This is a genomic window from Streptomyces sp. NPDC045968 (assembly GCF_056430475.1).
In genome coordinates, this window is the sequence record NZ_JBWKLF010000013.1 from 99,805 (window position 1) to 112,777 (window position 12,973).

Below are 12,973 nucleotides of genomic sequence, written 5' to 3' on the forward strand. Positions count from 1 at the left end.
TTTGACCGCATCCTGCAGCAGCGGCCGACGGCCGTCTCTGCGCAATCGCGGCAATCACCGGGGGCGGGGATTGTGCAACGTGCCGAGAGACATGCCGTCCGACAGTGGCGCCCCGTGGCCTATGTGCGCGGCGCGCCGCGCGCTCAGTTTCCGCCCTCGCGTCGAAGCCGCGCCGAGAGATGGTGCTGGAGGGGCTGACCGACCGCCGCGAGGTCATGGACGAAGTCGAGCGTGTACGCGTCCGTCAGGGTGTACCGGCGCCGGGTGGCGGTGACCTCCTTGGCGGTGGGTGTGCGGGCCACCTGTCGGGTGGCGAGGTCGACCGAGCCGTCGCCCGCGCGGCCGGTCGAGATCTCCGCGATACCGGTGGGCTGCGTGATGAGTGCCTCGACGTGCCCGTCGGGCTGCAGTCGCCACCAGCCGCTCTCCCGGGCCGACGGCCGCAGCGGCGAGCCGTCCGCGTCGAGCAGCCAGGCACGTGCCTCGTAGTGCAGGAAGGGCCGCCCGTCGTGGCTGAAGGTGACCTCCTGCGCGTACGCGAACTCCGCGTCGAGCGTCGGGTATCCGCCCCGGCCCCGGCCTGCCCAGGTGCCCAGGAACCCGAGCAGCGGCGTGAGCAGCGGGTGCGGCGCGGGCGCCTCGTCCGCTCGCAGGGCGTCGGGGAAGGGGTACTTCTGAGCGGAGTCGAACATGGTGTGTGCTCCTCGGTCGGGGCCGGTGCCGGTGCCGACTGGCAGCCTAGATCGTGTCCGCTTCCGCCCGCGGGGCGTTGACCTCATGTGGTTGACCGAGGCAATAGTTACGGGAGCGTAACTTACCGACGAGTTACCTTGGGTACGCCATCGTTGCTAGCTTGCGCTCACCTGCATCGGAGCAGAGCGAGGAGTGAGCTGTGAGCCGCAAGAACACCCGTTCGCGTTCCCTTTCCGTCACCCCCCGTCCGGCGGTCACCTCCCGTCCGGCGGTCTCCCCCCACCCCGGGCAAGGACCGGGGAGGCTGCGCGTACTGGCCGTCGCGGTGGCCACCGCGGCCTGCGTGGGGACGTACGCCGTACCGGCGTCCGCCGATGTCACGGAGTCGGAGCCCGTGGTGTCCAGAGGGATACCCATCCCCGCCTTCTACCAGCCACCCGCCGAACTGCCCACGGCCAACGGCACGTTGATCCGGAGCGAGGCGCTGCCGCTCGGTCTGGCCATTCCCGGTCTGGACGGCCGCCCGATGCCGGGCACGGCTACCCGGCTGATGTACAGGTCCACGGATTCGGGCGGGCAGCCCGTCGCGGTGACCGGTGCCTACATCGAACCGTCGGCCGCCTGGAAGGGCACCGGCCCGCGCCCGCTGGTGGCGGTGGCCTCGGGCACCGTGGGCCAGGGCGACCAGTGCGCACCCTCCCTGTCGTTGCAGTACCCGTTGCGGCTGACCGGCGAGACCGTCTCGGTCGGCTACGAGGCTCTGGCGATCTACCGCCTGCTCTCCACCGGAGCCGCGGTGGTGGTCACCGACTACGTCGGCCTCGGCACCACCGACCGGCTCCACACCTACGTCAACCGCCTCGACCAGGGCCACGCCCTGCTGGACGCCGCCCGCGCCGCACGCGCCGTCCCGGGAGCGTCGGTCACCGCCGACTCGCGCGTGGGCCTGTACGGCTACAGCCAGGGCGGCGGGGCCAGCGCCTCGGCCGCCGAGCTCCAGCCCTCGTACGCCCCCGACGTCAAGCTCGCCGGCACCTACGCGGGCGCGCCGCCCGCCGACCTGACCTCGGTCATGAAGGGGATCGACGGCAGCGCGCTGGCCGGCGCCCTGGCCTGGTCGATCAACGGTTTCGCGCAGGCCGATCCGGATCTGCGTGAGGTCGTCGAAGCGAACATCAACACCACGGGACGGGCCGCGCTGAAGGACGCGTCGACCATGTGCGTCGGCGACGCGATCTTCGGCTACGGCTTCACCAAGAGCTCCAAGTGGACCACCAGCGGCGCGTCCCTCGGCGACATCATCGCCGCGGAGCCCCGGGCGCAGGCGGCGCTCGACAGGCAGCGCATCGGCGCATCGAAGCCGGCCGGCCCGGTGCGGGTGGCGACCGGTGTCCAGGACGACATCGTTCCGCACGGCCAGGCCCGCCAACTGGCCGTGGACTGGTGCCGCAAGGGCGCCGGAGTCACCTACGACGCCATCGAACTGCCCAACCTGGGAGACAAGCTCCTCACCAACCACCTGGTGCCGCTCATCACCGACCAGGGGGAGGCGATCTCCTGGCTGACGGACCGGCTCGCGGGCAAGGCCGCCGTCTCCAACTGCTGGACGATGCCGTTCCAGCGCTGAGCCACGCAGGGCGCAGCGCCGCCGGCGCGCGAGCGCCGTCGGCTTCCGGCCGGGCAGACTGTGCGGAATGAACGACTACCCGATGGTGGACCGGCCCCCCGCCCCCGAACAGTACGGAAGCCTGCACGTGCAGACCTCGGATCTCGGCCCTGCCCGGTGGCTCACCGAACGCGCCCCCGGGCAGGGCCGCTTCGGGACGGTGGCAGGAGTCGCCGCGCCCGGGTTCGACGCCTACGCGCGGGTTCTGCATCCGGCCTCCCTCGATGAGCGCCCCGTGCGGTGGGCGACGGTGGCCGCCGCGTACGGGCGTGAGGTGGGACCGCGCACGCGCTGGTACGAGGTGGCCGGGTTGGACCGCGACTACTACAACGCCTCCGAGTACGGTCTGCCCGGCCTCTGGGACGAGCATCCGGCCGAGGGGCCGACTCCGCCCGCCGTCGCCGAGGCCCTGATCCCCGTCCTGGCACGGCACACCACCACACCCGAGCGGTGCTGGTTCGGGCTGTGGCACGGCTATGGGCGGTGGGAATTCGACCACGTGCCGACCTTCGAAACTCCCGGCCGCGACGAAGTCCTGCTCACCGGCACGCTGGCCGAGGCGGTCTCCCCGGTGTCGCTGGACGAGTTCGCCGAACTGCCCGACCTGTGGTGGCCGCAGGACCGTGCCTGGTGCCTGGGCGGTGACGTGGACCTGGTGAGCACGTATGTCGGCGGGTCCCGGGAACTGATCGCCGATCTGCTGGCCGCTCCGGAACTGGAGACCCGGCCGGTGGCGCCCGGTGACAGCGTGGGCTGAGGCCGGGCGACGCTCCCGCACGTGCAAGGAAAATCCCCGGTCCGCAATTGCGGACCGGGGATTTTCACGAGTATATTGAGTGTTTCTGTGCGCCCACAGAAAAAGGCCCCACACCGGGGGCCACTAAGCAAGACCATATCCGGCAGGGAGTCATGTTGTCAACTCGGGAAAGCGCCGAATTGCATAAGGAGCAGGAATTCATCGGCCGGCTCTATGACCGTGTCGACGTACTGCGCGGAGTCGCCGCGGACCACGTCGAGGACGCGCTGACGCCTGTGGGCACCGGTATGCAGGCCCGTCTCGAACGCGAGGTGCTCGTCGCCGAACGCTCGGGGCTGCTGGCCGCGCTGAACGCGGTGGACGGCTCGCTGTGTTTCGGACGTATCGATCTCTCCGACGGCACCGCGCACCATATCGGCCGCATAGGGATCCGCGAGGACGACAGCGCGCACACTCCTCTTCTGATCGACTGGCGCGCCCCGGTCGCCCGCCCCTTCTATCTGGCCACCGGTCATACGCCCATGGGTCTGCGCAGGCGCAGGCACATCGCCACCGAGGGCCGCGTCGTCACCGAGCTGCACGACGAGATCCTGGACCTCGGGGACCGGGAGCGCACCGGCTTCGAGGACCCGAGCGGCGACGCCGTGCTGCTCGCCGCCGTGAGCTCCGCCCGCACCGGCCGCATGGGCGACATCGTGCGGACCATCCAGGCGGAACAGGACCGCATCATCCGCGCCCCGCACCGGGGCGTCCTCGTCGTGGAGGGCGGTCCCGGTACCGGCAAGACGGCGGTGGCGCTGCACCGTGCGGCCTTCCTGCTGTACGAGCACCGCGAGCTGCTCGCCAAGCGCGCCGTCCTGATCGTCGGTCCCAATCCGGCGTTCCTGCGCTACATCGGCGAGGTGCTGCCCGCGCTCGGCGAGACCGGTGTCCTGCTCGCCACCCAGGGCGAACTGTTCCCCGGCGTCCACGCCCGCGGCACCGACACCCCCCGCGCCGCCGCCGTCAAGGGCGGGGCGCCGATGGCGGAGGCGCTCGCCCTCGCCGTCCTCGACCGGCAGCGGCTGCCCGAACCCGGCGCCCCGCTGGTCGTCCCGCACGACGACGGGGACCTCGTCCTCGACTGGGAGATCGCCTACGAGGCCCGGCAGGCGGCCCGCGACACACGCCTGCCGCACAATCTCGCGCGCCCCCACTTCGCCTTCCGGATCATCGACGCCCTCACCTCGCAGCTCACCGAGCGCATCGGTGCCGACCCGTACGGCGGCCCCAACTTCCTCGGCCCGGACGACATCGCGCAGCTCGGCAAGGGCGTCGCCGTCAGCAAGGACGTGCACTCCGCCATCGACGAGCTGTGGCCGGCGCTCACCCCGGAGGAGTTCCTGGCCGACTATCTCGCCGACCCCGTCTACGTCCCGGACACGGAGGCCGAAGCCATCCGGCGTGCGCCCGGCGAGGGAGCGTGGACGCCCGCCGACGTTCCGCTGCTGGACGAGGCGGCGGAACTCCTCGGAGCCGACGACAGTGCCGAGCGGGCCGCCGCCGAGGCGGTGCGCCAGGAGCGGATCGCCTACGCGCAGGGCGTACTGGAGCTGTCCCGGGGCTCGGAGACGTACGAGTTCGAGGACGAGGAGTCGGAGCGCCTCGCCGCCCACGACATCATCGACGCCGAACGGATGGCGGACCGGCACGAGGAGGCCGATCACCGCAGTGCGGCCGAGCGCGCCGCCGCAGACCGGACCTGGGCGTTCGGACACATCATCGTCGACGAGGCGCAGGAGTTGTCGCCGATGGCCTGGCGGCTGCTGATGCGCCGGTCGCCGACCCGCTCGCTGACCCTGGTCGGCGACCCGGCACAGACCTCGGAGGAGGCCGGTGTCGGGTCGTGGGAGAGGATCCTGGAACCGTACACCGGTGACCGCTTCGAGCATGTGCGGCTCAAGGTCAACTACCGGACGCCCGCCGAGATCATGGAGCTGGCCGCCCGGGTCCTCCGCGCCGAGGACCCCTCCTTCGAGCCTCCCGGCTCGGTGCGCTCCACCGGCGAGGTGCCGTGGACGCGGGACGCCGGGGACGACCTGGCGGGCGCGGTCGCCCGGGCGGTCTCGGAGCTGACGCCCGAGGAGGGGCGCCTCGCGGTGATCGCTCCGGCCGAGCTGCACGAGGAGATCGCCGCCCCGCTGGACGGGGTCACGCCCGGTGCCGAGCCCGATCTGACCCAGGCAGTGGTCCTGCTCGGCCCGAGGCAGGCCAAGGGCCTGGAGTTCGACCATGTACTGGTCGTGGAGCCCGCCCGTTTCGGGACCAGCGACCTGTACGTGGCTCTGACCCGTGCCACGCAGCGCCTGGGGATCGTCCACCGGGAGGAGCTTCCCGAAGCGCTGCGCTGACGGTGGCCCGGGCGCGGCGCCGGGGCCGTTCCGGCCGTGGGCGCCGCCCTCGCCCGTACGCCACGCACGTTCGAGCCGTCGCTTCGGAGTGTGATCCTGCTCCGATCGACGCCACCTCTGGCCCAAGCACGCGTTGGGGTAGCCGTGCCATCACAGCAGTGACGGTTCTGCATCGCACGCCCGACGGGGGCGGCGACGTTGTCGACGGGGAACGTACGGGGAGCAGCAGAGTGCCGAAGAATGCCGGTGCACCGCCGGGGGACAGCGGGACGCCGACCGGTGGGCCGACCGGCCGTGAGGCGGATGCGGCAGCGTTGCGCGGCCTGCTCGTCGAGCATCGGCTCGTCACGGTGGCCGGGCAGGCAGGGGTGGGCAAGAGCTGCCTGGCCGGCTCCGTCGCCACCGGGCCGCGCGGCCGGCGGACACAGGTCCTGCGGGTGCGGTGGCGGCTGACGCGCCCTGGCCGGCGCGGCGAACTGACCGCGGCGGTCCTGCATGCCGCGACCGGCACCGAGCCGCGCCCGGACGCCGGTGTGGCGGAGCTGATCCAGGCGTTGCGCGCCCGCGAGCCGCTGCTGTTCCTGGACGACATCGACCCGGTGCGCGCCGAGGGCGTGGGGCTGGTGCAGAGTCTGCTCCAGCAGGTGCCGGAACTGCGGGTCCTGGTCACCTCGCGACAGCCTCTGGGACTCGGCGACGAAGCCGTGCTGCGGCTGAAGCCGCTGGGTACCGCACCGGTGGAGGGTGATGACGGGCTCGCCCCGGCGGTGCGGCTTTTCGAGAGCGCGGCGCGGGCCGTGCGGGAGGGCTTCAGCGCCACGGGCGGGGAGCTGGACGCCGTGAGGGACATCTGCCGCGACCTGGGGGGCCTGCCTCTCGCCATCGAGCTGGCCGCGCGCCAGTTGGTCCACTACGACGTACGTGAGCTGGCGGAGCTGGTGGGCCGCCGCCAGGGCTGGCTGGCCGACCCCCGGATGCCGCTGCCACGCCATCGGACCCTGCGGCGTGCCATCGGGTCGGCGTATGTGCTCTGCGACAGGACGGACCGGATCGTATGGGCGCGGACCAGTGTGTTCGCGGCCTCCTTCGACTCCGCGGCGGCCGAGTTCCTCTGTGTGGGTGGCAGCGTCGCTCCCCATCAGGTGGCTGTCTGCCTCACCCGCCTCGCCGCGGCCGGCGTCCTCGAACCCGACGGCGATCCGGGAGGTCCGAACAGGCCGAGGTACCGCATGACACGGGCCGCGCGGGACTTCGGCATGGAACGGCTCAGGGAGGCCGACGAGTTCGGGGTCGCCGCCGAACGGCACGTGATGCACTGCCGACGGGTGGCGGAAGCGGCCGAGGAACTGTGGAACACCGGCAGCCAGACACAGGCCGTGCAACTCGTCCAGGACGAAGGGGAAGAGCTCGCCCTCATGCTGGCGCACCTGCCGCGGCATCCCGGACACGCGGAGCAGCTCCTGGAAGCCGTGGTCAACCTGTGGTTCTGGTGGGCCGTCCACGAGGGCGGCGCCGACCAGGGACTCCGGTACCTGCACCACCTGTTGCCGGCCGCCCATCCCGATCACCCCGCGGCGCTGGCGGGCGGATGGCTCGCAGCCTGGCTCACCGCGCCCGGCGACCCGCGGGCGGCGGGCGCGCTGCTGCGCACCACCTGGCAGGCGGCCGTGATGGCGGGCGACGACGCCGCCCTCGGCCGGATCGCCCATGTCCACGGAGTCCTCGCCCTGTACCGGGGCGACCTGCCGGCCGCGGCCGAGCACTTCCAGGAGGCCGCGGACACCACTCCCCCGCACGCGCCCGCGGGCCCGTCCACGGCGGTGAGTCTGGCGGCCCTGGCCGTCGCTCAGGCCGGTCTGGGCGCCACCACCGCGCGGCGTACCGCCCGGCGCGCCCTCAGCCGGCCGGGCCTGCGCGGCGACACCTGGGCCTGTCTGATCGCCCGGTACGCGCTGGCACTGGCGGACTACCAGCAGGGCCACCCGGGCAGCGCTCTGCGCCGCGCTCGCCGCACGCTGGCGTCGCTGCACCACCGATGGCCGGTCCCGCACGCGGCGCCTGCCCTGGAACAGCTGATCAACGACATCGAAACCGGCCGGCAGGCACGGATCTACCTCCCTGCCGCCGCACCCGACCGGACCGGCGTTCCGCTCCGGCGCCTCGTCGCACGCATGCCCTGCCCCTAGGCGGGGAACGCGCCTGTTCCTGCGGGGAACTGATGGGCCATCCGGAGTTCACCCCGAGGTCGCGCCGCCTCCACCGGACCCCCGTAGCGTCTCGCAGGTCCGTAACGCTACTGAGGAGTATCGTGAGCGCTTCCGCTCTGACCGCTTTGGCCGCCTCCCTCGTGATGGTCACCGGAGCCCCGGCGACCGGCCCGGTTTCCGTCGACGCGCGCGTGGAGACACCCGCCGTCCACGACGACGAGGCCGGCGGCAACGCCGACGCCGACGACCCCGCAGTCTGGGTGGACCCGGACCGCCCGGGGCGCAGCATCGTGATCGGGACCCTCAAGGAAGCGGGCCTCGACGTCTACGGCCTCGACGGCAGGAGGCTGCAGCACATCGCCGCTCCGGCGGCGCCCGGCGAGGACGCCTCCCCCGGCCGGTTCAACAACGTCGACATCGTGTACGGCTTCGAACTGGGCGGCAAGAAGCGCGACTTGGCGCTCGTGAGCGACCGGGGCCGGGACCGGATACGTGCCTTCGTGATCGACCCCGCGGCCGTCGCGGCGGGGAAGCCGCCCCTGAAGGACGTGACCGCTCCGGGCGTGAAGCCGGTCTTCGCGGCGAGCGAGTCCGAGGTGGACGACCAGCGCACGTCCTACGGCCTTGCCGCGTTCGGTGACGAGGACGACGCCTATGTCGTGGTGTCGCAGCGCGAGGAGAGCCGGCTTCGACTGCTCGAACTGGAGGACGTGGGCGGCCGGGTGGGGTACAGGACCGAGGACACCCTGGATCTCCCCGGCACCTTCCCGCTGCCCGACGGCACCGACTGGACGCCGTGCGCTGACCCCGGTGAGCGCCCCCAGGTCGAGGGCATGGCCGTCGACCAGGAGGATCACGTCCTCTATGCCGCCCAGGAGGCCGTGGGGCTGTGGCGCATCGAGCTCGACGACGAGGAGTTCAAGACCCCCGAGGTGATGGACCGCGTCCGTGAGTACGGCGTGCCCTGGACGTACGACGCGGCGGAGGAGGAGTGCGTCCTCGACACCGCCCACGATCCCGGTTTCGGTGGGGAGAACCTGAGCGCGGACGCCGAGGGCGTGACCGTCTACCACGCGGCCGACGGCGCCGGTTACGTACTCGCCTCCAGCCAGGGGGACAACGCCTTCGCCGTGTACGAACGGGAGGGCGGCAACCGCTACCTCGGTTCGTTCACCGTCGCCGACAGTGCGGCGACCGACGGGGTGCAGCACTCGGACGGCTCCACCGTCGTCAACGTCCCGCTCGGTCCGGGCTTCCCGAAGGGCCTGCTGATCACCCACGACGGTGAGGCGACCCCGGCGGACGGGGACAGGGAGGGCACCAACTTCAAGTTCACCGCGTGGGATGCCGTCGCCGGCGCGTTCCCCGAGCCGCTGACGGTCGACACCGAGTCGTTCGACCCGCGCGACACGGACTGATCAGGGAACGGCCACCGCGCACCGCGGCGGCCGGGACCGGGCGGCTTCCGCTCGGCCCCGGCCGCCCGGTGCGCTTCAGGGGCGCGGGTACCGAGCGGTGCGGACCGTGATCAGCGCGATGCGGCGGGCGGACTCCTCCGGAGAGGCGCCGGGCTGCACGATGTGACTGACCGTCAGCCGTACGATGGTCTCCACCGCGAGGCTGCGGGACTCCGCGTCGACCTCGGGCCAGGCATCGGCCGCGTACGCGTCGAGCATCGCCGTAGCGGTGTTGAAGACCGGCTCCGGCCGGGTGGTCAGATAGGCCAGCAGGTCGTCCTCACCGCCTCGCGCGCTGGTGAGGACCGCTTTGATCAGCGCGTTGTCGGACGCCTGGCGCAGGGTGTAGCCGACCCCGGCCGCCGCCGCCGCCTCCAGGTCGTCCCGGTGGGCGTCCAGCTGCTGCTGGATGCCGAGCAGGAAGCGTTCCGCCTCGCGCTCGATGAGCGCCTGCCCGATGACCTCCTTCGAGCCGAACTCGTTGTAGAGGGTCTGCCGGCTCGTGCCCGCGATCCGGGCGATCGCCGCCAGCCGGAGCTTGCCCCAGCCCTCGGCGGCCACGAGCTCGTAGGCCGCGTTCAGCACCTGCTCACGGAGCAGCGATCGAACGTTCTCACGAAACCTTGTCATCGTGGGCTCACTCTAGCCAGCCCGGCGCATTGCGTCCAAAGTGTTGACACTTCTTGGCGTAACTGTCTGACTGATCGACGTTCGGTCGGTCAAGTGTCTTCGCAGGGTGAGGAGTTCGCACATGCCATCAACATCCGGGGCCGCCCGGCCGGCGGCGGCCTGGCAGGACCCCAAGCGGTATCTGTGGCTCGTCGGGCTGATCGTGCCGCTGCTCCCCTTCATCACCTGGGGGCTCGTGGAGGCGACCGGACTCGGCGTCTTCTGGTGGACCGGATTCGCCCTGCTGTACGTGATCGTCCCGGTCGTCGACCAGCTCTTCGGCAAGGACACCGGTAACCCCCCGGACGGCGCGCTGGCCTGGCTGGAGCAGGACCGCTATTACCGCTGGTGCATCTTCCTGTATCTGCCCGCGCAGTACGCCGGACTCGTCGCGGGCTGCTGGCTGATCACCCATGGCGACCTCTCCCTGGTCAGCCGGGTGGGCCTGACCCTCACACTCGGCGGCGTGGCGGGCATCGGCATCAACACGGCACACGAGCTGGGCCACAAGAAGGAGTCCGCCGAACGCCTGCTGTCCAAGATCGCCCTGGCCCAGACGTGGTACGGACACTTCTTCATCGAGCACAACCGCGGCCACCACGTCCGGGTGGCCACCCCCGACGACCCGGCGAGCGCCCGTCTCGGCGAGAGCTTCTGGCGCTTTCTGCCGCGCACGGTCGTCGGCAGTCTGCGCTCGGCCTGGCGCCTGGAGAAGGCACGCCTGGACCGGCTGGGCAGGTCACCGTGGACGCCGCGCAACGACATCCTCAACGCCTGGGCGATGTCCCTCGTACTGTTCGGCGCCCTGACGGCCGCGTTCGGCCCCGGCATTCTGCCGTATCTGGCCGGTCAGGCCGTCTTCGGATTCTGCCTGCTCGAAGTCATCAACTACACCGAGCACTACGGGCTGTTGCGGCAGCGCACTCCCTCGGGCCGCTTCGAACGCTGCGCGCCCCGGCACAGCTGGAACAGCGACAACGTCACCACCAACGTCTTCCTCTACCACCTCCAGCGGCACAGCGACCATCACGCCAATCCCACCCGGCGCTACCAGGCCCTGCGGCACCACGACGAGGCACCCGAACTCCCCGCCGGTTACGCGGGAATGATCGTGCTGGCCTACTTCCCCCCGCTGTGGCGCCGCGTGATGGACCACCGCGTCGTCGCCCACTACGAGGGGGACGTCACCCGCGCGAACATCCAGCCGTCCAAGCGCCGGGCCGTCCTCGCCCGCTACGGGCGCGCCGTATGAGCGCGGCGAAGACGGGCGACCGCTACCTCTGCCCGGTCTGCGCGTACGTCTACGACGAGAGGACCGGGGCACCCCGCGAGGGCTTCCCCGCCGGTACTCCCTGGAGCCGGGTACCGGACGACTGGTGCTGCCCCGACTGCGGTGTACGCGAGAAGATCGACTTCGAGCGGATGGAGACCTCATGAAGACGTGGCAGTGCCTGGTGTGCGGCCTGGTCTACGCGGAGGCCGAGGGCTGGCCGGAGGAGGGGATCGCTCCGGGCACGCGCTGGGAGGACATCCCCGACGAGTGGTCGTGCCCGGACTGCGGCGCCGCCAAGGCGGACTTCGAGATGGCCGAGGTCACACCGGCCTGAGCCTGCCGTGGACCGGGCCGGCGGCTTCCGCCCGGCGTACGCCGGGCGTACGGGGCCGGTGGCCTCCGTAACCGATCGCGCCGGTTCGGCGTTGGGTGGGGTGAAGCGCACATGGCATGCGACCCCCCACGCGCCTGTGAGGCCCGGACCGTCGGCGATTCGGGCCTCACCCCTCTTCCAGGTCGCTCACACCCACCTCCCCGCCGGTTTCGGCCGTGACCGACGGCTGCCCTGCGGGTGGACGCCCATGATCTGCGAGGCTGTCGTACACGACACCGGGGCGCCCACCCGCCCCTGGCCTTCAAGGAGTTCACCATGAGCAGCCCTCACCACTCCGTCGGCGTCATGCTGCCGCGCGACCTCCCCGCACAGGACTTCCTGACCTTCGCGCGCCAGGCCGATGACCTCGGCTTCCACGACCTGTGGGTCGTGGAGGACCTGGGGTTCCGCGGCGGCATCGCGCAGGCCGCCGCCGCACTGGCCGGCACGAGCCGCATCCGCGTCGGCATCGGCCTGCTGCCCGTGGGAAGCCGCAATCCGGCCTTCGCCGCCATGGAGATCGCCACCCTTGCCCAGCTCTTTCCCGGACGGCTCGACGTCGGAGTGGGCCACGGCATGCCGCACTGGATGCGCAGCGTCGACGCGTGGCCGGCCAGCCCGCTGACGCTGCTGGAGGAGTACGTCCCCGCCCTCAGGGAACTCCTGCGCGGCGGCAGCGTACGGAGCGACGGCCGCTACGTCCGCCTCGACGGGGTGGGCCTGGAGCCTTCGGCGATCCCCTCCGCCGTGCCCGACGTGCTCGCCGGGGTCCGCGGGCCGAAGTCGCTGGCCGTGTCCGGGAGGGTCGCCGACGGCACCATCCTGGCCGAGCCCGCGGCGCCCGCGTACGTCCGCGAGGCCATCGGCCACATCGCCCCCCACCGGCCGCACCGGGTGGTGGCCTACAACGTCGCTTCCGTCGACGCCGACCCCGAAGCCGCCATCGCCGCCGCCCGCCCCGCACTGGAATGGATCGGTGAGCCCGACTGGCGCGCCCATATCGCCGTCCTGCCCTTTGCCGACGAACTCGCGGAACTGCGGTCCCGGTGCGCGACCCGGACCGAGTTCACCGAGCGCATGCCCGACGCGTGGGTGGCCGAACTGGCCCTGGCGGGCACGCCGGAGCAGGTACGGGCACGCATCACCGCTCTCCAGGAAGCGGGCGTCACCAACTCGGTCCTCGCCCCTGTCGGCAAGGACCCCCTGGCCACGCTGACCTCCCTGGCGTCGGTTCTCTGACCGTCATCGGTTCACCGTCCACTTCTGGTTGGCGGCGCCGGTGCAGGTCCAGATCTGGAGCCGGGTGCCATTGGCGGTACCGCTGCCCACGGCATCGAGGCACTTGTTCGCCTGGGGGTTGACGATGTCGCGGGCCGCGGGCACGGCCCACTGTTGGGCGGCGGTCCCGTTGCACTCCCACAGCTGGACGGCGGTGCCGTCGGTCGTTCCGCCGGATGCCACGTCCAGGCACTTGCCGAGCGCGCGGAT

12 protein-coding genes are annotated in these 12,973 nt (G+C 71.8%); 9 read left to right on the plus strand and 3 right to left on the minus strand.

All coding sequences use genetic code 11. The annotated features are described in order from the left end of the window. Positions 1 to 143 precede the first annotated feature (143 nt). A complete protein-coding gene (locus tag AC07FA_RS31100) occupies positions 144 to 692 on the minus strand; it encodes a nitrobindin family protein (protein ID WP_479079657.1) in 549 nt (182 codons plus the stop codon). Between the two features lie 200 nt (positions 693 to 892). On the opposite strand from AC07FA_RS31100, the gene AC07FA_RS31105 reads away from it, so the two are divergent. From AC07FA_RS31105 to AC07FA_RS31125, 5 genes are all read left to right on the plus strand, one after another. Then, the gene (locus tag AC07FA_RS31105; protein WP_479079658.1) at positions 893 to 2,320 is read left to right on the plus strand and encodes a lipase family protein; all 1,428 of its coding nucleotides are present in this window, start codon (positions 893 to 895) and stop codon (positions 2,318 to 2,320) included. Between the two features lie 67 nt (positions 2,321 to 2,387). Beyond that, a complete protein-coding gene (locus AC07FA_RS31110; protein WP_479079659.1) occupies positions 2,388 to 3,116 on the plus strand; it encodes a hypothetical protein in 729 nt (242 codons plus the stop codon). A gap of 179 nt (positions 3,117 to 3,295) precedes the next feature. Next, a complete protein-coding gene (locus AC07FA_RS31115) occupies positions 3,296 to 5,506 on the plus strand; it encodes a HelD family protein (protein ID WP_479079660.1) in 2,211 nt (736 codons plus the stop codon). Positions 5,507 to 5,736: 230 nt separating this feature from the next. Continuing rightward, complete coding sequence (locus AC07FA_RS31120) at positions 5,737 to 7,692, plus strand: ATP-binding protein (RefSeq protein ID WP_479079661.1); 1,956 nt, start codon at positions 5,737 to 5,739, stop codon at positions 7,690 to 7,692. 122 nt (positions 7,693 to 7,814) lie between these two features. Beyond that, positions 7,815 to 9,131, plus strand: coding sequence for a phytase (locus tag AC07FA_RS31125; protein ID WP_479079662.1), 1,317 nt, complete (start codon positions 7,815 to 7,817; stop codon positions 9,129 to 9,131). Between the two features lie 75 nt (positions 9,132 to 9,206). Here the strand turns inward: AC07FA_RS31125 and AC07FA_RS31130 are convergent, their stop codons facing one another. Continuing rightward, a complete protein-coding gene (locus AC07FA_RS31130) occupies positions 9,207 to 9,800 on the minus strand; it encodes a TetR/AcrR family transcriptional regulator (protein WP_479079663.1) in 594 nt (197 codons plus the stop codon). 121 nt (positions 9,801 to 9,921) lie between these two features. Between AC07FA_RS31130 and AC07FA_RS31135 the strand changes: the two genes are divergently transcribed. The 4 genes from AC07FA_RS31135 (at position 9,922) to AC07FA_RS31150 (ending at position 12,724) form a co-directional block, all read left to right on the plus strand. After that, positions 9,922 to 11,091, plus strand: coding sequence for an alkane 1-monooxygenase (locus AC07FA_RS31135; RefSeq protein WP_479079664.1), 1,170 nt, complete (start codon positions 9,922 to 9,924; stop codon positions 11,089 to 11,091). Beyond that, positions 11,088 to 11,276, plus strand: a complete 189-nt coding sequence (locus tag AC07FA_RS31140; RefSeq protein ID WP_479079665.1) for a rubredoxin — start codon at positions 11,088 to 11,090, stop codon at positions 11,274 to 11,276. The genes AC07FA_RS31135 and AC07FA_RS31140 overlap by 4 nt, the downstream gene beginning before the upstream one ends. After that, on the plus strand, positions 11,273 to 11,446 hold the full coding sequence (locus AC07FA_RS31145; RefSeq protein WP_479079666.1) for a rubredoxin: 174 nt from the start codon (positions 11,273 to 11,275) through the stop codon (positions 11,444 to 11,446). Before AC07FA_RS31140 ends, AC07FA_RS31145 begins: the two co-directional genes overlap by 4 nt. Positions 11,447 to 11,761: 315 nt before the next feature. Continuing rightward, on the plus strand, positions 11,762 to 12,724 hold the full coding sequence (locus AC07FA_RS31150; RefSeq protein WP_479079667.1) for an LLM class flavin-dependent oxidoreductase: 963 nt from the start codon (positions 11,762 to 11,764) through the stop codon (positions 12,722 to 12,724). Between the two features lie 3 nt (positions 12,725 to 12,727). Here the strand turns inward: AC07FA_RS31150 and AC07FA_RS31155 are convergent. Then, a partial coding sequence (locus tag AC07FA_RS31155; protein WP_479079668.1) for a ricin-type beta-trefoil lectin domain protein occupies positions 12,728 to 12,973 on the minus strand: 246 nt, incomplete at its 5' end.